Origin of the sequence: Serratia nematodiphila DZ0503SBS1 (assembly GCF_000738675.1) — a bacterium.
GTDB lineage: Bacteria > Pseudomonadota > Gammaproteobacteria > Enterobacterales > Enterobacteriaceae > Serratia > Serratia nematodiphila.
Genome location: NZ_JPUX01000001.1, coordinates 1,592,411 through 1,618,017, shown reverse-complemented (window position 1 = coordinate 1,618,017; position 25,607 = coordinate 1,592,411). Strand labels below are relative to the sequence as shown.

At 55.4% G+C, this 25,607-nt stretch carries 27 protein-coding genes and 3 pseudogenes; 13 read left to right on the top strand and 17 right to left on the bottom strand.

Annotated features, from left to right (window positions below):
* A complete protein-coding gene (locus JL05_RS07430; RefSeq protein WP_033632044.1) occupies positions 1 to 1,170 on the bottom strand; it encodes a phage tail sheath protein in 1,170 nt (389 codons plus the stop codon).
* A 662-nt stretch (positions 1,171 to 1,832) separates the two neighbouring features.
* Between JL05_RS07430 and JL05_RS07425 the strand changes: the two genes are divergently transcribed.
* Complete coding sequence (locus JL05_RS07425) at positions 1,833 to 2,117, top strand: biofilm development regulator YmgB/AriR family protein (RefSeq protein WP_033632043.1); 285 nt, start codon at positions 1,833 to 1,835, stop codon at positions 2,115 to 2,117.
* Positions 2,118 to 2,286: 169 nt separating this feature from the next.
* On the opposite strand, the gene JL05_RS07420 is transcribed toward JL05_RS07425, so the two are convergent.
* The gene (locus JL05_RS07420) at positions 2,287 to 2,811 is read right to left on the bottom strand and encodes a tail fiber assembly protein (RefSeq protein WP_033632042.1); all 525 of its coding nucleotides are present in this window, start codon (positions 2,809 to 2,811) and stop codon (positions 2,287 to 2,289) included.
* A gap of 1 nt (position 2,812) precedes the next feature.
* Positions 2,813 to 3,721 carry a P2 family phage major capsid protein gene (locus tag JL05_RS25725; protein WP_083332493.1) on the bottom strand — a complete coding sequence of 303 codons (909 nt, stop codon included), beginning with the start codon at positions 3,719 to 3,721 and terminating at the stop codon, positions 2,813 to 2,815.
* 142 nt (positions 3,722 to 3,863) lie between these two features.
* Here JL05_RS25725 and JL05_RS07410 point away from each other — a divergent pair, with 142 nt between their 5' ends.
* From JL05_RS07410 to JL05_RS07400, 3 genes are read left to right on the top strand one after another with little or no spacing between them, the layout of a single operon-like run.
* On the top strand, positions 3,864 to 5,636 hold the full coding sequence (locus JL05_RS07410) for a terminase ATPase subunit family protein (RefSeq protein ID WP_033632041.1): 1,773 nt from the start codon (positions 3,864 to 3,866) through the stop codon (positions 5,634 to 5,636).
* Positions 5,636 to 6,322: a terminase large subunit domain-containing protein gene (locus tag JL05_RS07405; RefSeq protein ID WP_050501230.1), complete on the top strand. Its 687-nt coding sequence runs from the start codon at positions 5,636 to 5,638 to the stop codon at positions 6,320 to 6,322. Before JL05_RS07410 ends, JL05_RS07405 begins: the two co-directional genes overlap by 1 nt.
* A complete protein-coding gene (locus tag JL05_RS07400) occupies positions 6,319 to 7,353 on the top strand; it encodes a phage portal protein (protein ID WP_033632040.1) in 1,035 nt (344 codons plus the stop codon). The genes JL05_RS07405 and JL05_RS07400 overlap by 4 nt, the downstream gene beginning before the upstream one ends.
* A gap of 44 nt (positions 7,354 to 7,397) precedes the next feature.
* Here JL05_RS07400 and JL05_RS07395 read toward each other — a convergent pair whose 3' ends face one another.
* From JL05_RS07395 to JL05_RS24725, 9 genes and pseudogenes are all read right to left on the bottom strand, one after another.
* A complete protein-coding gene (locus tag JL05_RS07395) occupies positions 7,398 to 7,742 on the bottom strand; it encodes a type II toxin-antitoxin system HicB family antitoxin (protein ID WP_223294898.1) in 345 nt (114 codons plus the stop codon).
* Positions 7,739 to 7,993, bottom strand: coding sequence for a type II toxin-antitoxin system HicA family toxin (locus JL05_RS24745; protein ID WP_071605322.1), 255 nt, complete (start codon positions 7,991 to 7,993; stop codon positions 7,739 to 7,741). The genes JL05_RS07395 and JL05_RS24745 overlap by 4 nt, the downstream gene beginning before the upstream one ends.
* A gap of 428 nt (positions 7,994 to 8,421) precedes the next feature.
* Complete coding sequence (locus tag JL05_RS24740) at positions 8,422 to 9,693, bottom strand: hypothetical protein (RefSeq protein WP_139182595.1); 1,272 nt, start codon at positions 9,691 to 9,693, stop codon at positions 8,422 to 8,424.
* Between the two features lie 245 nt (positions 9,694 to 9,938).
* Positions 9,939 to 10,121, bottom strand: coding sequence for a hypothetical protein (locus JL05_RS07390; protein WP_238545838.1), 183 nt, complete (start codon positions 10,119 to 10,121; stop codon positions 9,939 to 9,941).
* A gap of 306 nt (positions 10,122 to 10,427) precedes the next feature.
* Positions 10,428 to 11,333, bottom strand: a pseudogene (locus JL05_RS07385) (replication endonuclease); the annotation flags it as partial.
* Positions 11,330 to 11,611: a DUF5405 family protein gene (locus JL05_RS07380; protein ID WP_033632038.1), complete on the bottom strand. Its 282-nt coding sequence runs from the start codon at positions 11,609 to 11,611 to the stop codon at positions 11,330 to 11,332. The pseudogene JL05_RS07385 and the gene JL05_RS07380, both read right to left, overlap by 4 nt.
* A gap of 122 nt (positions 11,612 to 11,733) precedes the next feature.
* Positions 11,734 to 11,934 carry a TraR/DksA C4-type zinc finger protein gene (locus tag JL05_RS24735; protein ID WP_033632037.1) on the bottom strand — a complete coding sequence of 67 codons (201 nt, stop codon included), beginning with the start codon at positions 11,932 to 11,934 and terminating at the stop codon, positions 11,734 to 11,736.
* Positions 11,915 to 12,091, bottom strand: a pseudogene (locus JL05_RS24730) (phage regulatory CII family protein); the annotation flags it as partial. The pseudogene JL05_RS24730 and the gene JL05_RS24735, both read right to left, overlap by 20 nt.
* Before the next feature lie 30 nt (positions 12,092 to 12,121).
* Positions 12,122 to 12,343: a MerR family transcriptional regulator gene (locus JL05_RS24725; RefSeq protein ID WP_072010085.1), complete on the bottom strand. Its 222-nt coding sequence runs from the start codon at positions 12,341 to 12,343 to the stop codon at positions 12,122 to 12,124.
* Between the two features lie 108 nt (positions 12,344 to 12,451).
* Between JL05_RS24725 and JL05_RS24720 the strand changes: the two are divergent.
* From JL05_RS24720 to JL05_RS07365, 3 genes and pseudogenes are all read left to right on the top strand, one after another.
* Positions 12,452 to 12,673 (top strand): annotated as a pseudogene (locus JL05_RS24720) (helix-turn-helix transcriptional regulator); the annotation flags it as partial.
* Positions 12,674 to 12,841: 168 nt separating this feature from the next.
* Positions 12,842 to 13,423, top strand: a complete 582-nt coding sequence (locus tag JL05_RS07370; RefSeq protein WP_033633571.1) for a phage repressor protein CI — start codon at positions 12,842 to 12,844, stop codon at positions 13,421 to 13,423.
* Between the two features lie 3 nt (positions 13,424 to 13,426).
* Positions 13,427 to 14,512, top strand: a complete 1,086-nt coding sequence (locus tag JL05_RS07365; protein WP_033632036.1) for a phage integrase — start codon at positions 13,427 to 13,429, stop codon at positions 14,510 to 14,512.
* A 291-nt stretch (positions 14,513 to 14,803) separates the two neighbouring features.
* Here JL05_RS07365 and JL05_RS07360 read toward each other — a convergent pair whose 3' ends face one another.
* Complete coding sequence (locus tag JL05_RS07360; RefSeq protein WP_033632035.1) at positions 14,804 to 15,490, bottom strand: helix-turn-helix transcriptional regulator; 687 nt, start codon at positions 15,488 to 15,490, stop codon at positions 14,804 to 14,806.
* Positions 15,491 to 15,571: 81 nt separating this feature from the next.
* Here JL05_RS07360 and JL05_RS07355 point away from each other — a divergent pair, with 81 nt between their 5' ends.
* The 4 genes from JL05_RS07355 (at position 15,572) to JL05_RS07340 (ending at position 18,331) form a co-directional block, all read left to right on the top strand.
* Positions 15,572 to 15,922, top strand: a complete 351-nt coding sequence (locus tag JL05_RS07355; RefSeq protein ID WP_050501229.1) for a hypothetical protein — start codon at positions 15,572 to 15,574, stop codon at positions 15,920 to 15,922.
* A gap of 128 nt (positions 15,923 to 16,050) precedes the next feature.
* The gene (gene aac(6'), locus JL05_RS07350; RefSeq protein WP_033632034.1) at positions 16,051 to 16,491 is read left to right on the top strand and encodes an aminoglycoside 6'-N-acetyltransferase; all 441 of its coding nucleotides are present in this window, start codon (positions 16,051 to 16,053) and stop codon (positions 16,489 to 16,491) included.
* Positions 16,492 to 16,791: 300 nt separating this feature from the next.
* On the top strand, positions 16,792 to 17,433 hold the full coding sequence (locus tag JL05_RS07345; RefSeq protein ID WP_033632033.1) for a YbhB/YbcL family Raf kinase inhibitor-like protein: 642 nt from the start codon (positions 16,792 to 16,794) through the stop codon (positions 17,431 to 17,433).
* Between the two features lie 148 nt (positions 17,434 to 17,581).
* Positions 17,582 to 18,331, top strand: coding sequence for an AraC family transcriptional regulator (locus JL05_RS07340; RefSeq protein WP_202963931.1), 750 nt, complete (start codon positions 17,582 to 17,584; stop codon positions 18,329 to 18,331).
* Between the two features lie 13 nt (positions 18,332 to 18,344).
* Here the strand turns inward: JL05_RS07340 and JL05_RS07335 are convergent, their stop codons facing one another.
* Positions 18,345 to 19,061, bottom strand: coding sequence for an HPP family protein (locus tag JL05_RS07335; protein WP_033632032.1), 717 nt, complete (start codon positions 19,059 to 19,061; stop codon positions 18,345 to 18,347).
* 172 nt (positions 19,062 to 19,233) lie between these two features.
* Here JL05_RS07335 and yfcF point away from each other — a divergent pair, with 172 nt between their 5' ends.
* Entirely contained in the window at positions 19,234 to 19,869 is a 636-nt protein-coding gene (gene yfcF, locus JL05_RS07330; RefSeq protein ID WP_033632031.1) for a glutathione transferase, read from the top strand.
* A 74-nt stretch (positions 19,870 to 19,943) separates the two neighbouring features.
* Here the strand turns inward: yfcF and JL05_RS07325 are convergent, their stop codons facing one another.
* Genes JL05_RS07325 through JL05_RS07315 form a run of 3 tightly spaced genes read right to left on the bottom strand, consistent with a single transcriptional unit; the run spans position 19,944 to position 23,976 of the window.
* Positions 19,944 to 21,185: an aromatic amino acid transport family protein gene (locus JL05_RS07325; RefSeq protein WP_033632030.1), complete on the bottom strand. Its 1,242-nt coding sequence runs from the start codon at positions 21,183 to 21,185 to the stop codon at positions 19,944 to 19,946.
* A 58-nt stretch (positions 21,186 to 21,243) separates the two neighbouring features.
* Positions 21,244 to 22,698, bottom strand: a complete 1,455-nt coding sequence (locus JL05_RS07320; RefSeq protein ID WP_004937166.1) for an NAD-dependent succinate-semialdehyde dehydrogenase — start codon at positions 22,696 to 22,698, stop codon at positions 21,244 to 21,246.
* Between the two features lie 12 nt (positions 22,699 to 22,710).
* On the bottom strand, positions 22,711 to 23,976 hold the full coding sequence (locus JL05_RS07315) for a 4-aminobutyrate--2-oxoglutarate transaminase (RefSeq protein ID WP_015379144.1): 1,266 nt from the start codon (positions 23,974 to 23,976) through the stop codon (positions 22,711 to 22,713).
* Between the two features lie 121 nt (positions 23,977 to 24,097).
* On the opposite strand from JL05_RS07315, the gene pdxR reads away from it, so the two are divergent.
* On the top strand, positions 24,098 to 25,570 hold the full coding sequence (gene pdxR, locus JL05_RS07310; RefSeq protein ID WP_033632029.1) for a MocR-like pyridoxine biosynthesis transcription factor PdxR: 1,473 nt from the start codon (positions 24,098 to 24,100) through the stop codon (positions 25,568 to 25,570).
* Positions 25,571 to 25,607 lie beyond the last annotated feature (37 nt).

The following is a 25,607-nucleotide window of genomic DNA, read 5'->3' as shown; positions in this document are numbered from 1 at the left end:
TTAGCGGTTCACGGATGCCGCAAACGTCGCCAGATAGCGATCGGTGATGCGCTGGCGCAGGGTTAAATCTTCGAGCGGTGGCACCGGCGTGTAGTCGTAATCGATAAACAGCTTGCCCGCCTTCAGGGTTTCTTTCGTGTTGGCGCTTTCGTCGTACCAGCAAGTACCGTCGATAATCAGCCCTGCGGATTTCAGCTCGCGGAATTTCGCGTTGATGCCGTCAATCATGTCGCGCACCAGCGTAGGCGTTACCGGGCGGTCAACGGCCCATAAGTGCGCCTCGGCCATGGTGTCGGCCAGCACCTGCGCGGTGCGGGTGTAGTTCTCGAACAGGAACAACGGATCATCGGAACAGGTGCGGGAACCCCAGAATTTAAAGCCGTCTTTGCGGATCAACGTGGTGACGCACGCTTGGTTTAACAGGTCGGCATCGGTGCCGGGCGCCTGCAAATCCCAGAACACGCTGGCGGTGATGCCGGTCACGCCGTTAACGCCGACGTTTGAAAGCGTCTTATGCCAGCCGGTTTCCGTGTCAATTTTGGCACGCAGGCCCAGCGCGCGGGCGGTGGCATAGGCGATGTCGCTCTGGTTGGCGGTGGTGTTCCAGCTGACAAAATCCGGCCAGATCAGCATCAGCTCGCGCTGGCTGAAATTGTCGCGGTACTTAATCGCCTCTTGCACGGTTTTGCAGCCGTAGGCACTGATATAGCCGAACGCGCGCAACTGCTGGCAAATCCCGGCCAGCGCCGTCGCGACCTCCTGATTATCCAGCCCCGGCACGCCGAGGATGCGCGGCTTAACGCCCAGCTCAGCCTGTGCAGATAACAGCGCTTTCATGCCGGTGTAACGGCCTTCAGCGTTCGCGCCGCCGATGATGTTGGAGGTGGTTTCCGCAGCGTCTTTGCCGGTGGCAACGCGAACAACCACCGTGACCGGCTTCGCCTGTTCGGCGATCGCCCGCAGCGACGCCGCCAGCGTGCCTTTTTTACCGGCCTTGCCGGAGGCGGCCAGCACATCGGTGATAAGTACCGGGGTATCGAGCGGGAAAACCGACGCGTCGGCATCCTCCGCCGTGCAGACCATGCCGACGATTGCCGTCGATACGGTGGAAATAACGCGGGTGCCGTCGTTGATTTCGACGACGCGCACGCCGTGATGATAATCGCCCATTAATTTGCTCCGGGTGGTGAGTAGGTGCAGGCATGATGACGCCCGGCGCGCCGGGCCGCACGCGGTGGGTGCTGGAAGGCCGACCAGACAACAGGCCGGGCCGGATTGGGGATTTTTGAGGAAATAACGATCGTTCACGCCGATCAATAACGTTGTATTGATCTACGCAATCAATTGGACGCCTGAGAGCCGGGCAGGGTAAGGTCTGGAGGTCAAGCGCGGCAACATCAGGGAAAGCCGCAAACACAAAGCCCGCATCGCTGCGGGCTTTTTTCATGGCGCCAAGGGCATCAGTTCGAAAGCACGGACTTTCGAATGGCACTTTTCCTAAGATTTCTCACTTCAGCACTTTTTGCTTGTTCCCCCCTCCAAAGTAATATAGTGTCGCCAATAGACGACACACGCCTCTAATCGTCACATGCAAATAGTTCATGTAGCTATCATCACCAAATTTCGCCCCGCCGTGGGGCATTTTTTTTAGCATTTATCCTAAATTCGTTCCTTACCGTTCGTAATTACTTGCCATGATTTCGGAACATTCCTAACCTAAAAGCGTTATTCAGGGTTCGCAATCCCTTATAACAACCTTTGTAACGCTTGATACACCAGAGACGAATCTTTGCCCGCTTCGGTGGGCTCTTTCAACCAAACTAAGGATGGGAATGCCTGCTCTAAAGACGACATCTGGATTAACGGCTACATCCGAAAAATCATTGATTGGAGAGCTTATGAGTATTCATTACCTTACCGATGGTGAAACGCAGAACTTAGAAAAAGTGAGCATGGTTCTGGGAAAATGCGTCATAGGTCTTCTTGTTCGCAAAAAAATAGTCAACACCGATAATATTCTTTCTCAAATAGTCGCAGAAATGGAAAAAGCATCCGATAACGATGAATTCCAGTTATACCGCGACACATTGGAGTTTGTAGGTACGCTTTCAAAATAACAGGGGGAAATGCCACTATGAAGAATGAATTCGCAACAGCAATTACCATAGGAAGCATACTACTGTTCGTCATCCTAATTGGTGCGCCGAATTTTGTAACAACTATGGTGCCATGACCATTTTCCGTTAACTTCCAAAATAAAAGCCCCGCATCGCTGCGGGCTTTTTATTAGACGCTGGGCGCAACCGGCCAATCGATATCCGGCGCATTCTGCGGATTGATGCGGCTCAGCTGCACCCGGTAAGTTTTCCAGAGCTTGAGCTGCACGATTTCCTCCTCCATCGCCATCCCTAAATCGACTGCATCCTGTAGCGGCGCAACAGCCTTACCCGCGCTCGCCAGCAATTCATTTTTTCTGGTTTCAGCCCTCGCCATCATTTCTTCGGCGGAATAGATACGCCGGCTCACCTTCTTACCGTCAAACACCCACTCACCATTAGCCAGGCAGCACTTTGGCAGTTTCGTCGGGCTCAGCTCAATAACCGATAAGCCAATCGGCCACAGCATCGACACATCACTGTTAATCGCGCAGATAATGCCGCTTTCGTCATAAGCCAATTTTACGGTGTCCGGCGAAAACAATTTTTGCACGGCGTACCAGTCAATACCGTTTTCATCCTGAAGATAAATCACGTTCTCGCCGAGGAATAATTCTTCCGGCGTGTATCTCTTCAAATTCTTAATATGTTGCATTTTACACCGTTCCAATTGTTGCCCATGTGCCGTTAATCAGCACCTGAACCGCTGAATAAGCGCCCCAGATTGAGGGGTTGTAGTTTGAGCCGGACATACCCGTATAAACACAGCCCGACGGTAAATCGATGCGCCCGCCGGTAACGGCAGCTTGGCGCTCGCTGATACCCACGATTTTATCCAGCACACGGCCCGGCGCGTTCTCGCGGTACTTCTGCAACCAGCCCGGCGCAATGTCCTGCAGCAGCGGGAATTTAACGCGGTTGGAGGTTTTGGCGCGGTGCGTACCGTTAAAGCCGATCATGATGCGGTCGAGCGCCTGTCGTTTCACAATCGCATCGCGTAAGCGGGTCTGGAAGTCCTGATAACGCGCCCACAGGTCGAGAGTGTTGTAACGGATGTGGAAATCGTAGTTCACCTGTTGGCAGAAATAGCCCTCTGCATCCAGCGTGGCGAAGTCGGCCGTTTCGCGCTCATCGCCGCCGGCGGTGTCGGTGGTGCTGGCAATCGTGCCGCTGACATCCAGCCCGATTTTTTCGCCTTTCATCTCCGGCACCGGCACGATGTTGATGCGGGTCTCCATCGAGGTAAACACCTTTTGGCCTGCGCCGACCATCGACACCAGATCGGCGGTCGGGGCCAGACTGGCATACAGCGCCCATTTGCCGTGCAACAGCGGTTCGTCCGGCTCGTCGATTTTCTCGGCCTTCAGCTCAACCACGCCGCCGTAACGGCGAAAATAGCCATCCGGCAAAATCCCCTTGATGTGCTCCATGTTGATGCGGGCGCCGTACACCTTCGGGCTGTAGGTCGCAGCCATCTGCTGAATATCCGCAGCGCCGATCTCGCGGCCGTCAACGGTGTCGCCTTCAACGCCGATGCGGAAAAACTTAGTAACTTTCTTTGCCATGTAAACGGCTCCGGTTGTGGTGATTGGGTTCGGGGCTAGTTTCGGGGGAAAGGCGCCGCGTCTCAACGCGTTGCGGTTGGAAGATCTGAGGCACAACAAGGGCTTAATGCGAGTCGCCCGGCGCTTTCGTAGCCTTGGCGTCATGAATACGACACCGGCAACAACCATCATCAGCGATCCGCGCCGCCAAGCTGCCTTGCTCTACTGGCAGGGCTTCTCTGTGCGCCAAATTGCGGAAACGCTGAACCTCAAGGGGCCGACCGTGCAGAGCTGGAAGCTGCGCGATAAATGGGACGACATCGCGCCCATTTCCCGCGTTGAGCAAAGCATGGAAGCACGGTTGATTCAGCTCATCATGAAAGACGTCAAGGAGGGGAAAGACTTCAAAGAAATTGACCTGTTAGGCCGCCAGATTGAACGGCTGGCGCGGGTCAATCGCTATTCGGCGACCGGCAACGAGGCGGATTTAAACCCGAACGTCGCCAACCGCAACAAAGGCGAGCGCAAGCCCGCCGAGCGCAACGTGTTCAGCGAGGCCGCCGTGGAGAAGCTGCAAAGCATCTTCACAGAAACCACCTTCGAGTATCAGATGGGATGGTATCGCGCCGGGCTGCAACACCGTATCCGCAACATCCTGAAATCGCGCCAGATCGGCGCCACGTTCTTCTTTGCCCGCGAAGCATTACTCGATGCGCTGACCACCGGCCGCAATCAGATTTTCTTGTCGGCCAGTAAGGCGCAGGCGCATGTATTCCGCAATTACATCATTGATTTTGCGCGGCTGGTCGAGGTTGACCTGAAAGGCGATCCGATGGTGCTGCCGAATGGCGCCCGCCTGATGTTCCTCGGCACCAACGTGCGCACCGCGCAGAGCTACACCGGCAATCTGTATCTGGATGAGTATTTCTGGATACCGAAGTTTCAGGAGCTGCGCAAAGTCGCCAGCGGGATGTCGCTGCACAAGCGGTGGCGCACCACCTACTTTTCCACGCCGTCGAGTCTGGCGCACTCCGCTTATCCGTTCTGGTCGGGGGAACTGTTCAACAAAGGCCGCCGCAGTAAAGCCGATCACGTTCAGCTCGACCTCAGCCACAGCCACCTGTCAAAAGGCGTGCTGTGCGGTGATGGGCAATGGCGCCAGATTGTCACGGTTGAGGATGCGCTGACCGGCGGTTGTAACCTGTTTGACCTCGATCAGCTGTCGCTCGAATACAGCCCGGCAGAGTATCAGAACCTGCTGATGTGTGAATTTGTGGACGATACCGCGTCGGTATTCCCGTTCGCCGAGCTGCAAGGCTGCATGGTCGATACGCTGGAAGAATGGGAAGACTTCAACCCTTACGCCGTGCGGCCGTTCGGCTATCGCCCGGTGTGGATCGGCTACGACCCATCGGAAGCCAACGGCGGCGACAGCGCCGGGTGCGCGGTGATCGCGCCACCAATGGTGGCCGGGGGCAAGTTCCGCGTGCTCGAGCGCCACCAGTGGCAGGGCATGAACTTTGCCGCTCAGGCCCAGAAGATTAAAGACCTGACCGAAAAATATTGCGTGGAGTACATCGGCATCGATGCGACCACCGTCGGCCAAGGTGTTTTCCAGCTGGTGCGCGAGTTCTTCCCGGCCGCCCGAGAAATCAAATACACGCCGGAAATCAAAACCGCCATGGTGCTGAAGGCAAAAGACACCATCGGGCGCGGCTGTCTGGAATACGACACCAGCCACACCGACATCACCGCCGCCTTTATGGCGATCCGCAAAACCATGACCGCCAGCGGCGCGCGTTCAACCTACACCGCCAGCCGCAGCGAAGAAGCCAGCCACGCCGATGTCGCGTGGGCAATCATGCATGCCCTCTTAAACGAACCGCTGACCGCAGGCAGCGGCCACAGCAGCCCGAACATTTTGGAGTTTTACTGATGAAATACGCGTTTACTGCTCAGCAACTTGCTGACCTGAAATCATTACTGAACACCATGGCGACGCCTTACCAGCGCCGCTGGTACGCGGAAGGGCTGGAACATCGCCGCCGCAGCTATACCAAACACCGCCAAGCCGGGGCCGATATGTTCTTTGCACTGGAAGGGCTGATCGACGCTCTGGAAACCGGGCGCAATCAGCACTATTTCGCCCCATTGCTAAAATACTCGCTGGCGTGGTCGCGTAACTACATTTGCCACTTTGCGGCGAAAGTCGGCATTCACATCGCGCAAGATGACAGCAATATTACGCTGACCAATGGCGCCGAAATCGCTTTTCATGGCGGCCTCGGCCTCTCACTGGCCGCATTGTACGGCAACGTCTATTTGAGCGAATACGCATGGGCGAATCACCCTTACGCCATTTTCCAGAGCGCGCTCGCCGTTTCCTGCCATTCACGCTATCGCCTGACGTTGTTCACATCCGTATCACCCAATCCCGAGGCGTTCGCCGTGTGGAAACGCTCGCAGGCCAAGGGATTTTCACAGGTACACACGATCGAGGACACCGCCGCACAGGGCGGACTTTGGGACATGCAGGATGTTGAAAACCTCAAGCGGGAATGCACTGTGGAGGAATTTCGCCAGTTGTATCTTTGTGAGTGGCCGCAGGAGGTGGCACTGTGAGCAAGCGCAAAGGCCGTAAGGCATTCACCACCCCAGCGCCAGCCCAGCCAGCAGAGCAGAAGCAGGATTTTGAGGCGTTTACCTTTGGCGAGCCGTCCGCGGTGCTTGATAAGCGGGAAATTCTGGATTACATCGAATGCACGACCAATGGCAAGTGGTACGAACCGCCGATCTCATTCGACGGGCTGGCGCGCAGCGTGCGCGCCGCCGTGCATCACAGCTCACCGATGTACGTTAAGCGCAATATTTTAGCGTCAACGTTTATCCCACACCGGCTGTTAAGTCAGCAGGAGTTTAGCCGCTATGCGCTGGATTATCTGGTGTTCGGCAACGCCTATTTAGAAGAGCGTCAAAACCGCCTCGGTGCGCCGCTGCAACTGAAATCCTCCCCGGCCAAGTACACACGGCGCGGCGTGGATCGCGGCGCTTACTGGTTTGTGCAGGACTGGAAAGAGGCGCACCGCTTCAAGACCGACAGCGTTTTCCACCTGATTGAGCCGGACATCAATCAGGAACTGTACGGCCTGCCGGAGTACCTCAGCGCGCTTAACTCCGCCTGGCTGAATGAGGCGGCGACACTGTTCCGCCGTAAGTATTACCAGAACGGGGCGCACGCCGGTTACATCCTGTATATGACCGACGCCGCGCAAAGTACAAGCGACGTTGACAGAATGCGCCAAGCCATGCGTGACACCAAGGGCTTAGGGAATTTCCGCAATTTGTTTATGTACGCCCCGAACGGCAAGCCGGACGGCATTAAGATTTTGCCGCTGTCCGAGGTCGCCACCAAGGACGACTTTTTTAACATCAAGAACGCCAGCCGCGACGATCTGCTAAGTGCGCACCGCGTACCGCCGCAGATGATGGGGATTATCCCGAACAATACCGGCGGCTTCGGGGACGTGAAAAAGGCCGCTCAGGTGTTTGTGCGCAACGAGTTAACGCCGCTGCAAGAGCGCATGAAGGAGGTGAACGACTGGATCGGTGAAGAGGTGATTAGATTCGCGCCGTATGAGTTGCCGACCGAATAAGCAGAAAGCCGCCAGTGATTGGCGGCTTTTTTGTTGGCGCTGGATCAGGAATGCTTTTCGATAACCAGATCAACACCTTCATTCAGCAGTTCATTAATCGACTGCCCGGTGGCCTGTGCGGCAATGGCTAACGCCTGATGGCGTTCCGGCGACAGGCGGGTGGTTACTTTGCCGCTGTACGACTTGTAAGGCTCGATGCCGTCTTTATGGCACTCATCGAGAAAGACCGCGAGTGAGATCGCGCCTTCTTTCTTCAGCTCGTCCACGCTGTAGGCGTAGAAGTCGGCGCCGCCATTCAGCCCGACAAACTCGCCCCGGAACATTTCAATTTCAGGGTCGAAGTTGATGACGGCCGTATGGCCGTCAATTTTCAGTGTATTATTCATCATGGTTTTATTCCTAAGCTATCCAACCAGATCCGAATGGAGTTAACCGCCCCCTTGTCAGTGGTAGGTCTGGGGTGTGGCCGGTGAAAGACTCTTTTTTCACCTTTCAACAGCACCGCGATCCTAGAACCTTCCCTTTCGTGAATTTCCGCCCCTAATGCGGTAAAAAGCGCCTCAATATCAGACCACTTTATAGAACCGTTGACAGGCCGGGCAAACACATCTGACAGCGTTTTTTGGTGTCGTTTGTTCATGGGGTATATAGTATCACTTTATGACACCATTGCAAGAATATTATGGTGTCGTTTTTTGGTGTCACTGATTGGCGATATTATGCAGTGCGCTGTAAGCGCCTGAGAGCGCCATCATGGCGCCACGACATCAAACCCCATTCTCATGCAAGTATTGCGATAAATCGCCGTGACGGGACGCTGGCGGCTCTTTTGGGAGGGGTTCAACACGGCTTGCGCGCAATGCTATCCCCGCCTCGCCTGCGCGCTTTATATGTCGCTTTTAATGCAGTTGCATGATCCGGCGCGATCCGCGCCAGTGCTGGCGCTGCGGGGGGGAAAAAGAATACCGGATCATCATGCAAATTCATGCATTCAGTGCATGCATACAAGGTGCTAGCCTAGGGTCGTTACACCTTATTTGCAGAAAGCAGTGGATACATTCGGAGTGATTATTTAGGTAAACCTAAATCGCCTTTTAACTCTTCAATATCTTGATGTTGTAACCAAATCAAAAAGCCTTTATCAACAACATTCAGCTTTTTATTCGTTTGATCATAGTCCAAAATTATTGGCATGATGCTTTTCTTTATTTGCAAAGATGCGGAAGATTGTAGCGACTGTGTCACGTTACCCAAGTTCAGTTTATCTTGTCGTGGATGCACAGTCTGCAAAGCAACTTTAATATCTCTATATTTTAACCCTGCTTCTAACTCCTCAATTGAGGAGTTTAAAACTGGATATAGCAACCACTTATGCATTTCAAGTTCAGTATCTTGGAATCCTTCAGAAAAATTAACGAGGAATGAGCTATATCTAGCGGATTGTTCCCCAACAATCTCAGCAACCAAATCTTGAGCACTACATCTATTACCAACCTCTACTGATGACGATTGCCCATTAGAAACTCCTTCTAGTACACAAGCTCTTCTACATGCCTCCTGAACAAGATATATGCTCTTAAGACAATATTTAACCAAGTCATTTTTGAACCCTTGACTGAAGGATATCCCTAATAATCGAGCCCCCTCATCTATAGCTTTCACCAAATCACCATCTGACCACTTATCTGCATTTACAGATATAACTCGTCCAGTGAGATCTCCATTATAAACGATCAACCTATTGTCTTCGAGCCAAACACCAACAATAATAAATGTTATGCTCGATGTTTCATGAAATGCTTTTAATGCTATCGAGAAGTCTTTCTGTGTTTCAAATGGCATATAGTGAAAGTCTTCAAGCACGATAATTTTATCAAAATTTATTGATTTCAGAGCGGCTATAACATCGTTCACATCATCTACATCAATTTCTAGTGGAGTTGTCGTTTTTTCTGTAGATGTAGTATCCTCCGTTTCCCCTCCTGCAGAAGCGCTAAAAGTCCCAAATAATCCACCTTTAATAGATGCTAGGATTTTATTCTTACCGGTCATGCCTTTCTTTGTCGATTGCGTTATTTCAAATCCAGCTCGCTTCAAAATACTACTATTCAACTCTGAAATGTCAGATTTGTTTGAACATTGAACTAGAATATACTGCTGAGGGTCTAAACAATGCTTTCGCACACATGTTTTTCCCTGTTTTGAACTTCCGTAGATAACTATATGCTTTTTTGCACTCAACTCGGTCTTAAGTTTCACGTCAACATCATTACGCTCGATATAATTAAGAGGCAAGTCCCTCGTCAATCCAAATACTTCACTTACATCATATTTTATCATTTCAACCCTCTATCCTTATGTAATAAAAAATGTAACGCTCAATATAAAAACCATGGCAATCATAACACTAAGGTGGAGATAACTTAATGTCAAATACTTAACTTAAGAAACAGAACACACCACTTAACTAATTGATAAGAAAATGAAAAAATCACCCATAGCATTCAACATAAGCTTAAAGCCGCTCTTTGCAGCGCAAACATAGATGCCATTAATGAATGCAAAAATATTAAGTCGCCTATAAATTACGAAATAGCAGCTAGTTTTTTAATCATTGAAGTACTATCAGGAGTAATGTTGGTTCTCATCTCCCCGGCCAGTTCCGAGATCCATATCAATGCAATGTCTTTGTCTTTCGCTTGGCTCTCATAGCAAACCCCCAGACGGGCGATGAGTTCAATTCTTTCTAAAACAACCACTTCATCCACTGCTTGCACCCTTTCCCTCCGATGCTTAATTACTGTATACATATACAGTATATGCCTATCGGATTTAATTGCGCAAGAAATTATTGGAAGCCCGCCCAATCGTTAACCGCTGGATAGTGCATTGAAATATCACCAAATTTGACTTTAGCGCCGCGCGCCAGTGCCTCAAGTTCCCAGCGCGTCGGCTCGATGCCGTGTAGTGCCAGCTCTGAGTAAATTTTGGTTACGCGATCGCGCTCGGCGGAGGTCAATCTGGCCGATGCAGCAGGCTCTATACGCTTATAGGGGTCAAGGCCTCTCTGTTGCCTGTTTAGCGGCGGCCTGCTCAACACCGGCGATCATCGCCATTAACTCCATACGACGAATTTCCGGGTTAGAGATACTTGCCATCACCTTGTCGATGAGGCTGAAGCGTTCGCCGGTTTCGACGTTCTCAAGCTCGCGGCTGTTCAGATAATCAAAATTGGACTGGCGGCGCGCTTTCACATCCCGAATAGCCTGCTTACTGGCATACGACGACGCCCCGCGGTTCACATTACCCAGGGCGATCAGCAACGCCTCGCGCCAGCGCGTGCGCTGGGCCTTCAACTGGCGTTCCCACCACTCGGAATTAACCAACCGTGACAGGCTGGCAATCGCTGACCGGGCATCCAGTTTGCCCTTGCGGTATTTGCGCCAGTGCATAGGGGTGATGTTGAAGGCGCGCGCCATACCGGCAATGCGGCCATAAAATTCTGATTGGATGGCATCTTCGAAAAGCCCGGCATTATCGCCGCCGTTCTCCGCCACAAACTCATCGCAGTAATCTTCATAATTCTGCAGAAGTTGACCGGCCACCCGATCGGCAAGGCGGCGTAACTCTTTGTCATCCATGCCGGGCAGAGCTGCATAGTTATCGACTTCAGCAGAAAACCGCATTGACGCGGTGAGATTCATTGCATTTTTGGCGCTCACCGTTTGCAGGCGCGGCCAGATGCGGCGATCGAACTGGAATACCAGCCATTTGTTGGCATCGTGCAGCCCTTTGCTCTTGAGCAAGTTGGTGTAACGCGTCAGGAACATGGCGCTGAGGAAGCGCGGCAGGCGGCGGATATTGGTTAAAACAGCTTGCCCCTGAGCGAGTTCCTCACGGGTAAGCGGTCTCACCGGCCCGGCAACTGCCGGGCGCGGTTCGTTCCATGGGTAAGCGTAGGCCGTAGCCGCTTGGCTCATTGAACTTTCGCCGCCTCACATACAGCAAAAGCCTCTTGGCACAAATTGCCAATGCGGCCTATTTCAGCGCCCAGTGATGCAATGCTATTAACACTGGAATTGCGGACGCTGTGATGAATAAGGCCGTTCACAAGCTGGTTAATCGTAGGATAATAGCCGATAGCCTCGTAACGCTCTTGACCTTCGCTTTTTCCTGTTTTCCCTACCTTCACCGTATTAAGAATGAATTTCAGGTTATCGCTGGTGATAACAAACTCAGAGCCGATTTTAATTTCCATGTTATATCCTTAATCGTATTTTTGATTTTCTGGTCTGCGTGCAAATTCTGAATCACTCAAATCAGCCGCAATAAAATGACCTGCCAGCAACGCCAGCAGGCCGAACAAAATAGAGAACTCCGTCATGCCTTCCCCGCGTAAAGGTGACTTTGCGTCTCGCGGATCTGCTGACAGCTTACGCAGGTATCAACGCCGGGAACTGCTGCGCGGCGCGCTGCAGGAATCGGAGCGTCACATTCTTCGCAAACGAAAGCAGAAGGCCGCGCGGAGGATTTGCGAGCATTGGTAATCTGCGCCTCCAATAAGCGCCAATAGCTCCGCACAAGTGAGCTGGTGCGGTTGCTCTGGGTTTAGCTTGTTGCGCAATGTCTGTGGCTTAATGCCTGTAACCTCACCCAGCTTTACGAGGTTGTGACGAACGGCAAACTGCCGACAGGCGATGTCAAAATGTGGATGTTTGGAAACGTCATAATCAAACATGATTCACCCCAATCTAACAATTAAGATGAATTACGCCTGAAGCGAAATATTGCATTCACTTAAAGCCTGCACAGTTAATGCGGCCATGTTGATTTCAACCCTTGACTTGGGCTTATCACCCTTGCCACGGATAGGCAACCGACCGTCACGTACCATGTCGCGAGCCGTACCAATAGGGGTTCCAGTGATACGGCAATACTCATCGATAGGCAGATATGGGGTTGTAATGGCAATTGTAATGTTAGGGCGCATGAGGCAAACTCCTTGTTCTGTTGAATGCGGCAACATTCAATAAAATTCGACATTATCTAACAATCGAACCGGAGAATAACTCGATAAAATCGAGTTTGCAACCTTCTAATGACCCAATTAAGACGAAAGGCTACGTTACCAACAAACAGTGCTGAAGTTTTGGATCGTGTGTGTGCGGCTTATGGCTTCACAACTTCCCTTCAGTTAGCTGACTACTTGAATATGGCATCAAGTAGTATGTCAGCCCGCAGAACACGTGGAATCTTCCCCGCAGATATAGTAGTGAAATGTGCTTTAGAAACCGGCGCGAGCTTAGAGTGGCTATCCACAGGCCAAGGTGAAACATCAAGCAACGACGAGCCATGCCAAACCAACCCAAACAATTCCCCACAACAGCCTGCAGCCGAAGAAGAAAAAGAAAAAGACAATGCAGATTCACATAAAGCTACAGAAAAAGAAAAAAAATCATCAGAAGAAAATCAAATAACAGAATCCCCCATAAAGCTACAGATAGACTTCTCAAAAGGAAGCGCAGAGACCCTTGATCGGGTTCTTGAAGCTTATGGTTTCAAGACAAAATTAGCATTAGCCGATCACCTTGGCATTGCCAGTAGCAGCCTAGCTAATCGTTATCGAAGAGGTTATTTTCCTGCTGACATCGTTGTTCGCTGCATGGCTGAGACTGGCGCCACACTGGAATGGCTCGCGGCTGGTAAAGGTCGCAAGTTCTATGATGAAGAGCTAGGCATGTTGCATTTGCAGCGTCAAAAGCTGGCTGATGGCCAATTAATTGACGCTGGGATGGCGAGACTAGATAAAGTATTTTTCAAGCCTGCTTCAACGCTCCCCGCCGATCCGGTTTGCATCCAAGATGACAAAGCGCAGTTCATTGTCGATCGTTCTTTTGATGAAGTTTTCGATGGCGAATGGCTGGTAAGTATTGAAGGAAAAATCAGCATTCGAACGCTGGTTCGTATACCGACAAATCGCGTGAGAGTTGGCGGCATTGGTATGTCCTTTGACTGCAGCCTAGATGAAATTAGTGTGTTAGGCCGAGTAGTAATGACAATCTCAAACTAAGCTATGTCTATAAAAAAACAACCAGACGGCAAGTGGCTTTTAGACTTTTATCCCGAGGGTAAACCCAAAGGGAAGAGCAGTAAACGTATACGCAAAACGTTCTCCACCAAAGGAGAAGCCACAGCCTATCAAAACCACATATTAGAAAATGTTCACGTCAAACCTTGGCTTGATGGAAAAGAAGATCGACGAAAACTGAAAGACCTTGTGGTTCAATGGTTTGATGAGCATGGTGTCACGTTAGATGACGGCGAGAAACGCAAAGGCGCAATGGAGTTTGCCTGTGAAAGCATGGGTGATCCTTTCGCTCATGAGTTTGATTCAACAATGTTTTCTATTTATCGAAAAAAGCGATTGTCCGGTGAGATCGTCAGGACTACACGAGTAAAACAAGTTTCACCGCGCACAATGAATCTCGAATTGGCTTATTTTCGCGCTGTATTTAATGAGCTGAAGCGTCTAGGCCACTGGAAGCTTGATAACCCTCTAGCAAACGTCCGCCCCTTCAAATCGGAAGAGGCTGAGTTAGCCTATTTGGAGCAAGAGGAAATTAACCGGCTGTTGGAACAATGCTCAAAAAGTCGGAACAACAGTACATTCTGGGTTGCCTGCGTATGCTTAATGACTGGAGCACGCTGGGACGAAGCAGAATCATTAACCACTAAGCAGGTTAAGAATCTCAAAATCAGCTTCTTCAAAACCAAAGGCAACAGAAATAGAACCGTACCAATAAGCAGCGAATTTTACGACTCATTGCCGAAACCAGACAAGCCCGGTCGGTATTTCAAGCCATGCTACTCTGCTTTTCGCAAAGCAGTTGAACGGGCAGAACTTGAACTACCGGACGGTCAGCTTTCGCATGTATTGCGCCATACATTCGCCAGCCATTTTATGATCAATGGCGGAAATATTCTCGTACTACAACGCATCTTGGGTCATACCGATATCAAGATGACGATGCGCTATGCGCACTTCGCACCTAACCATCTACAGGAGGCGATTACCCTTAACCCACTGGGGAAAAACGCCCCCTTTCTGCCCCCTCAGGACTCAAACCCTCAACAATCACCGATAACATCCGTTTTATAACCTTTTGTTTTCAATGTAACTTATTGATTTAAAAAGGTGGTACATCGTTCTCATAATCGCTTGGTCGTTGGTTCAAACCCAACAGGGGCCACCAAATTTTAGCTTTAAAATCATATAAAAAAGCCACTTTTCTCGAAGTGGCTTTTTTATTTTTTGCTAACAGTGGCGGTACAAGGCTACCCAATACCCTCAAATGGCAGGTATTTAAACAGTCCGTCGTTACTGTGCCGCCCACACAATGGCTCGTCGTGTCACTATCACCAAGCAAAGCTAAAGCGGTCTCCATGACGCCTATGCTGTCGGTAAAGATTTAATATAATCTTCAAAACGTTTACCTCTTTCCTGTCGAAACCGTTCGCCAGTGTCCGTCAGCGATAGAATGCCATCAACGCGCAGGTTGCGGAAATCGGCTTTGGTCTCGCACCATATGGTCAGCAGCCATACGGCGTCAAACATCGTCAATCCTAATGGCCTGACATTTCTTCGGCTTTCATTACCTTTGAGGTCGCGATAGCAGACGACCAACCGCTTTCTACCTCGTATGGCCACGCGCAATGGCTCCAGATGCCTGTCGGCCAGTTCATACTCCAGAGTCCTGCGCGAGACGGCACGCAATGGCATATGCTGATAACGTTCCCTCGCATTGTCATCCAACATGGCACCTATTTTGGCTGAAACGCGACGGGCCGCCTCACCCAACTGCGCATCACCACGAGCCACAATCAGACGAGTGCCCAGCATTATGGCCTCCAGCTCGTTAACGTCAAAATGCAGCGGCGGCAAGAAATACCCCTTTTCCAACTGATATCCTAATCCAGACGCACCGCGGATCGGCGCTCCCATCGTCTGCAACGTGCTCATATCTCGATAGATGGTTCGCACCGAAACATCCAACGTCTGAGCCAGAAATTCTGCCGATACCGGGCGTTGTCTGCCGCGCAGTTGGTCGAGTATTGAAAATAGCCTAACGGTTCTCACTGAATGCCTCCAATACCCCTGACAAAAACTGGCAGGGTCGTGGCCTATGATAGTCACTCACTCATTACTGGAAAAATTACCATGACATCCCCTAATCACATAACAGCATATTCCCCTGTCAGTGCCGGCCATGGCGTCGAGCTGGGCCGCTTCAAACTAAGAAAAGGCGTTACCGAAGAGAAGATGTACGCTGCCTATTGCCAGATGGTGCAACATCATCTGTCTGCGCAACCGGGCTGGCTACATCAATATTTACTTAAACTGGACGGAGACGTTTTCGTCGATGTGGCCATTGCAGAGAGCTATGCACAATCGCAAGCCATCTGCACCAGTTGGCATGGCCAATCACATTGCGAAGGCTTCCTTAGCCTTATCGAGCCGGAGAGCATGCACTTTGGTACATTAATGTGTACTCCACTCGTTATTCGATAGACGCACCGGCCTCCGGCGCCCCATTGTCAGAAGTGAGAGAAGTGGCGAGATAGCGATGGAGAGATTGAGCTTGCACACTGGGAGCTGTTACGCTCGCGGGTGACAAATATCACCACCAGGGATCCCGCATGATCGTCATCTGCGACCACGACAACCTCGACGCCTGGCTGGCGCTGCGCACGGCGCTGTGGCCCACTTGTCCGTTGGAAGAGCACCGCGCGGAGATGCGCGAAATATTGGCTTCGCCGCACCACACCGCGTTTATGGCGCGGGGGCTGGACGGCGCTTTCGTTGGCTTTGCCGAGGTCGCGCTGCGCTACGATTACGTCAACGGCTGCGAATCGTCGCCGGTGGCGTTTTTGGAAGGGATTTACACCGTCGAATGCGCCCGCCGCCAGGGCTGGGCCACGCGTTTGATCGCGCAGGTACAGGAGTGGGCGAAGCAACAGGGGTGCAGCGAGCTGGCGTCGGATACCGACATCGCCAACCTGGACTCCCAACGCCTGCATGCGGCGCTGGGCTTTGCCGAAACGGAACGGGTGGTGTTTTACCGCAAAACGCTGGGCTGATCAGGCGGCCTTGCTTTGCCGCTGATGCGCCAGCTGCTCGGCGCGCAGCAGCCTCTTCTCCAGTTCGCCCTCGCCAATATTGACCTTCCCCCCCTCATCCAGAGTGTTCGCCATCTCGCTAGCACCGAAACAGCAGCCGAATACGGCCGTTCATCGACACAACTCAATCAAATACAATCATAATGAGCGTAATTGGTTCTATTTTGATTGGATTTGTCGCCTTACTTTATTTTGAAAAACTTATAATGGGGACATCACATACCCGCAGATACCGCTCAATAGAACAGGAGATAAGCTTTTATGAAACTGACCAGCCAAAGCTTTAAAGAAGGAGAGTTCATTCCCGGTGAGTTCGCCTTCGCTATCCCCGATGCCGCCAACCATGTTGCTTTATCGAGAAATCGCAACCCCCATCTGGCCTGGAGTGAAGTGCCTGCAGGCACGCAGTCTTTCGTGATCGTCTGCCATGATCCCGACGTGCCAAGCCGTGGTGATGATGTGAATCAAGAGCGTCGGGTTGTGCCCGCGTCGTTGCCGCGCGTTGATTTCTTTCACTGGCTGCTGCTGGATATTCCGGCCAGTACCGTGGAAATTGCGGCGGGCTCTCAATCGGACGGCGTAACGCCGCGTGGCAAAGCCGGGCCAAACGCCCCTTCGGCCTATCGCCACGGCACCAATGACTATACCGGTTGGTTTGCCGCCGACGAGCAGATGAAGGGGGAATACTACGGTTACGATGGCCCATGCCCACCGTGGAACGATACGTTAGTTCATCATTATATTTTCACGGTTTATGCGCTTGCTACCCCCGGTTTGGATGTACAAGGGCCTTTGACAGGGGCTAATGTGAATGCCGCCCTGGCGGAAGCGCCAGTGTTAGCCCAAGCGAGACTGACAGGCCTTTACAGCCTGAACCCTAACGTAGCATCAACGGCGAAATAATCGCATGAAGGAGTCGAATATGAGCCGGACCGGTTCCTTCGGATCAGTGCGAACCAGACGCAAGCCGGATGCGAAGCTTTTGCATTGGCACTCTCCGTCGGGGGCGCCGGTAGCGAGGCACCGCTTGTGCGGAGTGTGCCAGCCGACATTGAAACGCCAGCTGCACACGCCGCAGTTCGTCTTCCATGAAGCGACGGTCTTGCTGCTCGCGACGGGCCAACTTGGTATCACATCGGCTTCACAACATTTGTCTCTGGAGACCCCCGGCGAACTGCTCCTGGTCCCCCCCAATACCCGCGCAGATTTAGTCAAAACGCCGGGCGACATCGATCGGCCTTTTCGCTCGATATTCCTGACGCTGTCGGCAGAACTGCTGGATGTCTTTCACCGAACCCGGCAGGCTTCCCCCCCTATCCCCCCTAAAAATGACGCGTGGAAAACGCTGCCTCTGGACGAAGACCTGTCGGCAACGTTTTATCACGTGATTGAAAGCGTGGAAAAACAGGAAATCAGCGATATTCGCCTGCAATACCGCCTTCTGGACTTTTTGACCGCGCTGGCCGAACGGGGGCATGTTTTTACGCATTTGCCGTTGGATAGCCCATCACAGCGCCTGCGCACCTTGATTCTTGAGGCTCCGGAACAAAACTGGACGGCAGAAACAGCAGGAAAAACATTAGCGATGAGCCCGGCAACGTTGCGGCGGCGCCTTGCCGCCGAACAGACACGCTTCGAAGATTTGCTGATAGACGTCCGCATGCATCACGCCATGATGTTGCTTCAAACCACCCGATGGGATATGACCCGCATTGCAGAGGCCTGCGGTTACAAATCCAGATCGCGTTTTAGCGAACGCTTTCAAAAGCGTTTTGGTTACGCGCCTTCCGCCATCCGATAAAACGCCGGGCTGATCAGGAGGCCTTGCTTTGCCGCTGATGCGCCAGCTGCTCGGCGCGCAGCAGGATCTCCTGCAGGTCGTCCTCATCGATATCGAACAGATCCCCCTCCATCAGCGCCTCGTGCAGATCGGCGCGGGTAATGGAAACGGCATCGATCGGCAGATTGGCTGGCTTGGCCTCCGCCGGCGCCAGCGCGTGCGGGTAGCGCCGCCCGGCCAGGTTATTGAACAGAATGGCCAGCGCCGCCAGCAGCACCGAGTTCAGCAGCACCGGGTACAACACGAAGTGGTAGCCCATCTGATGAATGCCGGGGCCGCCGAGGATGGCGGTCAGCGCCACCGCGCCGCCGGGTGGATGCAGGCAGCGCAGCTTGAACATCAGGCCGATGGCCGCCGCCGCCGCAACGCCGCAGGCCAGGCCCGGATCGGGGATCAGCAGACCGGCGCTAACGCCCACCGTCGCCGCCAGCGCATTGCCGCCGACGATCGACCAGGGCTGCGCCAGCGGGCTGTTGGGCACGCCGAACAGCAGCACCGCCGAAGCGCCCATCGGCGCGATAAACCACAGGTTCACCTCGCCCAAAATAAAGTGGCTGATCCAACCGGCGAGCATCAGCCCCAAACCGGCGCCAACGCTGGAAATCAGCATCTCTCGTTTGCCCACCGCCAGCGGGTGCGGCCACAGGCGCGCGCATCCCACTTTCGCTCGTTCTATCCACTGCGTCTTCATGTTACCCAATACGGCTCAATTCACGTGTTGGCAACAAATATATCACATCATCCTGAAGGAGCTCACGGCGCCGTAAACCGCGCCACCCAAGAACTTTTAGGCTAACAGATTGATTTTTAGCCTCCCCTCGACAATGATGAATGTTCCCCCCTTAACCCCCGAGGAACCGCCGATGTCTCAACCGATCACCGAGCTTTATACCGACAGTGAATTTTTCAGCCCGTACGCCATGTCCGCCTTTGTCGTGCTGACGGAAAAAGGCATTCCGTTCACCCTGAAGCCGGTGGATCTGGCGAAAGAAGAGAACAAAGAGGCGGCCTACGCGGCGCTGTCGCTCACCCGCCGGGTGCCGACGCTGGCGATCGGCGAGTTCCAGCTCTCGGAGTCTTCGGCGATCGCCGAATACCTGGAAGACATCCACCCGGCCCACGCCGTGTACCCGCGCGACGTGAAGCTGCGCGCCAAGGCGCGCGAGATCCAGGCCTGGTTGCGCAGCGATCTGCTGCCGATCCGCGCCGAGCGCTCGACCGAAGTGGTGTTCAACAGCGGCAAGTTCCCGCCGCTGTCCGAAGCCGCGCAAGAGGCCGCGCGCAAGCTGATCGCCGCCGTCGAAAAGCTGTTGAGCCACGGGCAGGACAATCTGTTCAGGGAGTGGTGCATCGCCGACACCGATCTGGCGCTGATGCTCAACCGGCTGGTAATGCACGGCGATCCGGTGCCGGAGCGCGTGCGCCACTATGCGCACAAGCAGTGGCAGCGCCCGTCGGTGCAGGCCTGGCTGGCGCTGTCGGAAAAGCGGCGCGCCTGAGGAAAAAAATCGGCGGCCACGACGCCGCCGTTCTCAATGCCGAGAAACAACATCACTGCTTGAGGGAAGGCAAATCACCATCCAGAGGGCAGATAGCCTAACAATGAAGCGATGGCGTATACCGCGCTGGCCAGGTACAGCAACACAATGCTGATCTGCAGCAGCGGGTGCGTGATCCAGTTGCACTGCCAGCGTGGGATCTGATCGCCGTGTTTGCGGGCGCCGCGCAGGATCAGCATCGGCATGATCGACAGGATCACCCCGCTGAACACCCCGGCGAAGTAGAGCGCGTTGACGAACGACACCAGCCCGCTGTAGGCCAGCGCGAACGGCGGCACCACCACCAGCAGCAGCACGCCGAAGCGGCGCAGCGGCAGCTCGTCGTTGCCCAGCCGGAACTTGTCGAAGATATTGGTCAGGAAGCTGCCGCCCAATCCCCAGTACGAGGTCAGCATCGCGCACAGCGCGAAGATGTTGGCGGAGAAGAACGCCCACTGCCCCAGCGCCTGGCCCCAGGAAATGGTGGCCACGTCGGAGATGTCATCCAGCCCGCTGAGCGCAATCACCGACATCGGCACCGCCGCCAGCAGAATGAAGGTCACCGCCATGCCGACGATGATCGCCTTCGGCAGTTGCTCGGGCTTGTCGGCGAAGCCGCGCGCCATCTCCGGCACGATGTACTGCGCCGAGAAGCAGAACACCACCACGTTGAACACCGGCACCATATAGCGCCAGTCGCCGTCCAGCAGGTTGCGCATCTGGGTGGTGTCTTTCAGCAGCGTCGCCGCCACCAGCGCGGTCAACATTACCACCATGCCGATGCTGATGAACTTCTCGCCGCGGCCGATCGCTTTCAAACCGAGATAGAGCACGCCGGCGGCGGGTACGAAGAACAGCAGGCTGCCCAGCGCCGGCGAGATGCCGAACAGCGATTGCAGCAGCTTGCCGCTGCCGGTCATATAGGCGGTGAGCGCCCCGACGCTGTTGACGCACACCGAAGCGAACATCAACCAGGCGCCCAGCCCGCCGACGTAGCGCTTCGCCAGCCCGCTCAGCTGCAGATGCGCGCGGGTGCGCAGCGTGGATTCAGCGACGTACAGCATGGTGATGGTGGTCAGGCTCCCCACCAGCACCAGCCAGAACAGCAGCGGCAGGAAACCGGCCTTGCTGGAGGCATAGGCGATGGAGAGCACGCCGGCGCCGATGTTGGTGCCGACGATCATCGCCACCCCTTCGAGGAAACTTAACGATTTGGCGGGTGCAGGTGCTCGCACCCCGGCGGCAAGCGCCGGAGAAACAGAGATATTATCAGACATGCATCATCCTTTATCGCCCGGCGACGCTGGCCGCCGGGATGGGTTAACGTCCTGACGCTCAACGGCTTACATCGATACACAGGTATTTCAGCTCCAGATATTCTTCTATCCCGTAGCGCGATCCTTCACGCCCGAGCCCTGACTGTTTCACGCCGCCGAACGGCGCCACTTCGTTGGAAATCAGCCCGGTGTTGATGCCGACCATGCCGTACTCCAGCGCTTCCGGCACCCGCCACTGGCGCGCGGCGTTCTGCGTGAACAGGTAGGCGGCCAGGCCGAATTCGGTGTCGTTGGCCATGGCGATGGCTTCCGCCTCGTCATGGAAGCGGAACAGCGGCGCCACCGGCCCGAAGGTCTCTTCTTTGGCGAAGCGCATCTTCTGCGTCACGCCGGTCACCACCGTCGGCTGGAAGAAGGTGCCGCCCAGCGCGTGCGGCTGGCCGCCGGTGGCGATCTGCGCCCCTTTGATCAGCGCGTCATCGATATGGCTCTGCACCTTCGCCACCGCATCGCTGTCGATCAGCGGCCCCTGAGTGGTGCCTTCCTGGCTGCCGTCGCCGACTTTCAACTGCTCGACCGCCGCCACCAGCTTCTCCGCCAGCCGCTCGTAGATGCCGTCCTGCACGTAGATGCGGTTGGCGCACACGCAGGTCTGGCCGCTGTTGCGGAACTTGGAGGCCATGATGCCCGCCACCGCCGCGTCCAGATTGGCGTCATCGAACACGATAACCGGCGCGTTGCCGCCCAACTCCAGCGACAGTTTCTTGATGCTTGGCGCGCACTGCGCCATCAGGATGCGGCCGACCTCGGTCGAGCCGGTAAAGCTCAGCTTGCGCACCACCGGGCTGTCGCACAACACCTTGCCCACCTGCGCCGCTTCGCCGGTCACCACCTGCAACACGCCGGCGGGAATGCCGGCGTCCTGCGCCAGCTTGGCCAACGCCAGCGCGGTCAGCGGCGTTTGCTCGGCCGGTTTGACGATGATGGCGCAGCCCGCCGCCAGCGCCGGCGCCACCTTGCGGGTGATCATCGCCGCCGGGAAGTTCCACGGGGTGATGGCCGCGCACACGCCGATCGGCTGCTTCACCACCACCAGGCGCTGCGAAGCCTGCGGCGCCTGCAATACCGCGCCGTCCACCCGCTTGGCCTCTTCGGCGAACCAGGTGATGAACGACGCGGCGTAGGCTACTTCGCCGCGCGCTTCCGCCAGCGATTTGCCCTGCTCGGCGGTCATCAGCTGCGCCAGATCTTCCTGTGCGGCCAGCACCTTATCAGCCCAGGCCAACAGCAGCGCGGAACGCTGCTTGGCGGTCAGCTGTTTCCAGTCGTTTTGCGCCCGCTGCGCCGCCGCGATCGCCTGCTGGGTTTCCTCTTCGCTGACCAGCGGAATGCTGGCCAGTTCGGCGCCGGTGGCCGGGTTGATCACCGCTTCGCGCTTGCCGCTCAGGGCGTCGCACCATTCGCCGTTGATCAGACACTGGCTGCGCAACAGCTCGGGATTGTTCAATTTCATGCCGTTCGCTCCTTAGTGGGCCAGCGCGCGGGACAGGATGCCCATCGCCTTGGTGAACTGATCGTCCGGGATAGTCAGTGGGTAGAGGAAGCGGATCACGTTGCCGTTCACGCCGCAGCTCAGCAGCAGCAGCCCTTCCTCCATCGCCTTCTGCTGCACCTGGCGGGTGATCTCCGCCGAAGGCTTGCCGGTAGCCGGATCGTTGAACTCCACCGCCACCATCGACCCTTGCGCACGCACATCGGCGATCGCCGGGCTGGTTTTGCGCGCCTGCTGCAACACTTCCACCAGGTGCTGACCCAAGCGCTGAGCGCGCTGGCACAGTTGCTCCTCTTCAATCACGTCCAGCACCGCGTGCGCGGCGGCCACCGCCAGCGGGTTACCGGCGTAGGTGCCGCCCAGCCCGCCCGGCGCCGGCGCGTCCATCACCTCGGCGCGGCCCGCCACCGCCGACAGCGGCATGCCGCCCGCCAGGCTTTTCGCCATAGTGATCAAATCGGGCTTAACGCTGTAGTGTTCCATGGCGAACAGCTTGCCGGTGCGGGCGAAGCCAGTCTGCACTTCGTCGGCGATCAGCAGAATGCCGTGCTGATCGCACAGCGTGCGCAGCGCCTGCATGAAATCGGCCGGCGCCACGTTGAAGCCGCCCTCGCCCTGCACCGGCTCCAGCACGATCGCCGCCACCTGCTTGGGATCGATATCCGCTTTAAACAGGCGATCCAGGCTGTTCATTGCGTCTTCGGTGGTCACGCCGTACAGCGCGTTCGGGTACTGGCCGTGAAACACCGAGCCGGGGAATGGGCCAAAGCCCAGTTTGTAAGGCGCCACTTTGCCGGTCAGCGCCATGGTCATATAGGTGCGGCCGTGGAAACCGCCGCCGAAGGTGATCAACCCTGGGCGGCCGGTGTAAGCGCGGGCGATTTTCACCGCGTTTTCCACCGCTTCCGCGCCGGTGGTGAAGAAGGCGGTTTTACACGGACCGGCGATCGGCGCGCGCTGGTTGATGCGCTCCGCCAGCGAGACATAGCTTTCGTAAGGAACGATCTGATAGGCGGTGTGGGTGAAGGCCTGCAGCTGCTTTTCAATCGCGGCGATCACCTTCGGATGACGGTGGCCGGTGTTCAGCACGGCAATCCCCGAGGCGAAGTCGATCACTTCTTTGCCTTCCACATCCCACAGCGTGGCGTTCTCTGCGCGCTCGGCGTAAAAACCACACATCACGCCCACTCCGCGCGGGGTGGCGTCCTGACGGCGTTGGTTCAATTCTGCGTTTTTCATGCTGTTCTCTCCGGTCGGTGCCAGTTACACGTTTCGTTCACATTCGTGAAACAATGCCGTTTATTTACACAGGATGTGGCCCTATAATCGAGTGCCAGTTACGAATAATTGAGGGATCCAATTGCGCTCATTGAGTGGTGATCTGTTGCTGCAGCGCCTCGGCGAACAGCCTGATGACAAGCTGCACAAGCGGCTTTACAACGCGATCCGCACCAGCATTCTCGACGGCAGCCTGCCGCCCTCCAGCCGCCTGCCCGCCTCGCGCGACCTGGCGCAGGAGCTCAGCCTGTCCCGCAACACCGTATTAACCGTTTATGAACAACTGTTGGCGGAAGGTTACGTGTCGGCGCGCGCCGGCAGCGGCACCTTCGTCGCCGACACGGTGCCGGACAGCTGCCTGTCCACCGGCGGCGCCCCGGCGGACGGCAGCGGGCAACCGCGGCGCGTCGAGCTGTCGGAGCGCGGCGCCACGCTGCTGCACCACGCCAGCGCCAGCCCCAAACAGTGGGGGGCGTTCATTCCCGGCGTGCCCGACGTCAACGCCTTTCCTCATCAGCTGTTCAGCAAGATCCAGGCGCGCCTCAGCCGCCGCCCGACGCCGCAGCGGCTGACCTACAGCAATCAGGGCGGCAGCCCGGAGCTGCAGCATGCGTTGGTGGAGTATTTGCGGGTGGCGCGCTCGGTACGCTGCTCGCCGGAACAGATCCTGATCACTGAAGGCATCCATCAGGCGATCGATCTGGTGACGCGCATGTTGTGCAATCCGGGGGATGACGCCTGGATCGAAGAGCCGGGCTATTGGGGGATCCGCAATATCCTGCGCATCAATGCGCTGAACATCTGCCCGCTGGCGGTGGACGAAGCCGGGCTGGTGCCGCCGGAGCAGCCGGTCAACCCACCGCGGCTGATCTTTGTCACCCCGTCGCACCAGTATCCGCTCGGCTCGGTGATGAGCCTGGCGCGCCGCCAACGGCTGCTGGCGCTGGCGCGCAACGCCGGCGGTTGGATCGTCGAGGACGACTACGACAGCGAATTCCGCTTTTCCGGCCAGCCGATCCCGGCGTTGCAAGGGCTGGAAGCCGATGCGCCGGTGATCTATATCGGCACCTTCAGCAAAACGCTCTACCCGGCGCTGCGCCTCGGCTATGTGGTGTTGCCGCCACCGCTGGTGCAGGCGCTGAAAACCGCCCATGCCGAGCTGTACCGCGGCGGGCACCTGCTGATCCAGAGCGCGCTGGCGGAGTTTATTCAGGCGGGGCACTACACGGCGCATATCCGCCGCATGCGGTTGCTGTATGCCCGGCGGCGCGCCTTCCTGACCGGATTGATCGAACAGCACCTCGGCAAGCAGGCGCTCAGCGAGTTCAACAGCAACGCCGGCTTGCACCTGATCCTCAACCTGCCGGACGAGGCCGACGACGTGGCGATCGCCGCCGCCGCCGGCGCGCGCGGGGTGCTGGTGCGGCCGCTGTCGCGCTACTACATGCTGCCCAACCGCCGGCGCGGCCTGCTGATGGGCTTTGCCTGCGTGCCGGAAGAGCAAATGGCCGCCGCCTTCACCCAGCTGCTGGCGTGCATCAACATATGCAAGTAGGAAAAGATAGTTTAATTTTAAAAATAACTAAAACCTA

What these genes read in the sequence shown, in the direction of transcription:
- JL05_RS07430 (WP_033632044.1), bottom strand. Translation starts at nt 1,170, where the DNA reads ATGGGCGATTATCATCACGGCGTGCGCGTCGTCGAAATCAACGACGGC.
- JL05_RS07425 (WP_033632043.1), top strand. Translation starts at nt 1,833, where the DNA reads ATGCCTGCTCTAAAGACGACATCTGGATTAACGGCTACATCCGAAAAA.
- JL05_RS07420 (WP_033632042.1), bottom strand. Translation starts at nt 2,811, where the DNA reads ATGCAACATATTAAGAATTTGAAGAGATACACGCCGGAAGAATTATTC.
- JL05_RS25725 (WP_083332493.1), bottom strand. Translation starts at nt 3,721, where the DNA reads ATGGCAAAGAAAGTTACTAAGTTTTTCCGCATCGGCGTTGAAGGCGAC.
- JL05_RS07410 (WP_033632041.1), top strand. Translation starts at nt 3,864, where the DNA reads ATGAATACGACACCGGCAACAACCATCATCAGCGATCCGCGCCGCCAA.
- JL05_RS07405 (WP_050501230.1), top strand. Translation starts at nt 5,636, where the DNA reads ATGAAATACGCGTTTACTGCTCAGCAACTTGCTGACCTGAAATCATTA.
- JL05_RS07395 (WP_223294898.1), bottom strand. Translation starts at nt 7,742, where the DNA reads ATGATGAATAATACACTGAAAATTGACGGCCATACGGCCGTCATCAAC.
- JL05_RS24745 (WP_071605322.1), bottom strand. Translation starts at nt 7,993, where the DNA reads ATGAACAAACGACACCAAAAAACGCTGTCAGATGTGTTTGCCCGGCCT.
- JL05_RS24740 (WP_139182595.1), bottom strand. Translation starts at nt 9,693, where the DNA reads ATGATAAAATATGATGTAAGTGAAGTATTTGGATTGACGAGGGACTTG.
- JL05_RS07380 (WP_033632038.1), bottom strand. Translation starts at nt 11,611, where the DNA reads ATGGAAATTAAAATCGGCTCTGAGTTTGTTATCACCAGCGATAACCTG.
- JL05_RS24725 (WP_072010085.1), bottom strand. Translation starts at nt 12,343, where the DNA reads ATGCGCCCTAACATTACAATTGCCATTACAACCCCATATCTGCCTATC.
- JL05_RS07365 (WP_033632036.1), top strand. Translation starts at nt 13,427, where the DNA reads ATGTCTATAAAAAAACAACCAGACGGCAAGTGGCTTTTAGACTTTTAT.
- JL05_RS07355 (WP_050501229.1), top strand. Translation starts at nt 15,572, where the DNA reads ATGACATCCCCTAATCACATAACAGCATATTCCCCTGTCAGTGCCGGC.
- JL05_RS07345 (WP_033632033.1), top strand. Translation starts at nt 16,792, where the DNA reads ATGAAACTGACCAGCCAAAGCTTTAAAGAAGGAGAGTTCATTCCCGGT.
- JL05_RS07335 (WP_033632032.1), bottom strand. Translation starts at nt 19,061, where the DNA reads ATGAAGACGCAGTGGATAGAACGAGCGAAAGTGGGATGCGCGCGCCTG.
- yfcF (WP_033632031.1), top strand. Translation starts at nt 19,234, where the DNA reads ATGTCTCAACCGATCACCGAGCTTTATACCGACAGTGAATTTTTCAGC.
- JL05_RS07325 (WP_033632030.1), bottom strand. Translation starts at nt 21,185, where the DNA reads ATGTCTGATAATATCTCTGTTTCTCCGGCGCTTGCCGCCGGGGTGCGA.
- JL05_RS07320 (WP_004937166.1), bottom strand. Translation starts at nt 22,698, where the DNA reads ATGAAATTGAACAATCCCGAGCTGTTGCGCAGCCAGTGTCTGATCAAC.
- JL05_RS07315 (WP_015379144.1), bottom strand. Translation starts at nt 23,976, where the DNA reads ATGAAAAACGCAGAATTGAACCAACGCCGTCAGGACGCCACCCCGCGC.